The sequence below is a fragment of the Streptomyces sp. NPDC058964 genome (genome assembly GCF_042741275.1).
Taxonomy (GTDB): Bacteria; Actinomycetota; Actinomycetes; order Streptomycetales; family Streptomycetaceae; genus Streptomyces.
Genome location: NZ_JBHYKH010000972.1, coordinates 1 through 1,373 on the forward strand (window position 1 = coordinate 1; position 1,373 = coordinate 1,373).

Consider the following 1,373-nt stretch of genomic DNA (forward strand, 5'->3'; position numbering starts at 1 on the left):
CGGACGCCGCCGGGCCGCGGGCCCCCGCTATCTCCGGCAAGCCCAACCCCAACCCCTCGCGCCCAACCAAGCCCGCCGGTTGGTGGGGGGACTGCCGCTCGTGAAGCAACAGCGCCGCCATCGACATCGAGTCGGCCAGCTCGGCCGAACGCTCGGGGTCCTCGTAGGGATCGGACAGCAGCGGCTCGGGGAACCACGGCCCGACGTACTCCTGCCGCCGCACGCGGGCCGAGCGCAGCACGTCGATCGAGACCCGCGAGACGATGGCCGAGAGATAGGCCTTGGCCGAGGTGGGCTGCGTCGGAGTCGACTCGTAGCGCAGCCAGGTCTCCTGGACCGCGTCCTCTGCCTCGCTCACGCTGCCGAGGATCCGGGAGGCGATCGCGAACAGCAGCGGCCGCAGCTGCTCGAACTCCTCGTCCCGGCTCACGCGAGCTCCTTCTCGAAGCCCTGACGCCACGAGGGATGGCGCAACTGCCAGCCGAGCTCGGCCTTGGCCTTGGCGTTCGAGAAGGCGCGCCCCTCCGTCATCATCGTCACCGCCACGTCCCCGGCCAGCAGCCGGGCCAGCCACACCGGGACCCGCATCGGCTTCTTCGCTCCCGCGCACGCGGCCAGATGGGGAAGCCACTCACTGGCCGGGGCCGGATCGTCGTCGACGATGTTGAACACCCCCTTCGCGCTGAGCTCCAGGGCCAGGACGGTGGCGCTCGCCGCGTCGTCCAGATGCACCCACGAGGCATAGCCGGTGCCACGTCCGACCAGCGGGTACTGCCGCTTGCGCACGAGCACCAGCTGGTCGTCGATGGCGCCCGGTCCGTAGAGGCTGCCGTACCGCAGGACCGCTCCACCGGCCTTGACGACCACCTCCTCGACGTGGCGCAGCGCCCGCATCGAGGTGTAGGCCGCCGTCCCCTCGTGCAGGTCCAGCGGGTCCTCCTCCGTCTTCACCCATCCGCCCTCACGGAGCCCGTTCCAGTTGGCATAGCCCTGGGCGACGAAATGAGACACGCCGGTCGCCTCGGCGGCGGCGAGGAGGTGGTCCGTCCCCTCGGTGCGCAGCCGGATGGTGGGAACGGCCCAGCGATCGAAGTGCTTCAGATCGGGCTTTCCGGCGTGCGCCATGGAGATCCCGGTCATCTGGTGCACGATCGCGTCCGGCCGGGCGGCCGCCACCGCCTCACCGACCGCCATCGCGTCCAGGCCGTCCATCACGACACCGTCCGCGCCGAGCCGCCGCACCACGTCCAGCTTCGCCGCGCTCGTCGTCGTGGCCGTCACCTGGTGGCCCCTGGCCACGAGCTGCGGCACCAGCCGTCGTCCGAGGACCCCGGTCCCGCCTGCCACGAACACCCGCATGACCATCACCTTCC

2 protein-coding genes are annotated in these 1,373 nt (G+C 71.3%); both read right to left on the reverse strand.

Annotated features, from left to right (window positions below; genetic code table 11):
* Window positions 1–430: sigma factor (locus tag ACFW2E_RS46920; protein ID WP_384478297.1), on the reverse strand; the 430-nt coding region annotated here is incomplete at its 3' end.
* Window positions 427–1,373 (reverse strand): NAD-dependent epimerase/dehydratase family protein (locus tag ACFW2E_RS46925; RefSeq protein ID WP_384478299.1); only part of this gene is annotated, 947 nt, incomplete at its 5' end. The genes ACFW2E_RS46920 and ACFW2E_RS46925, both read right to left, overlap by 4 nt.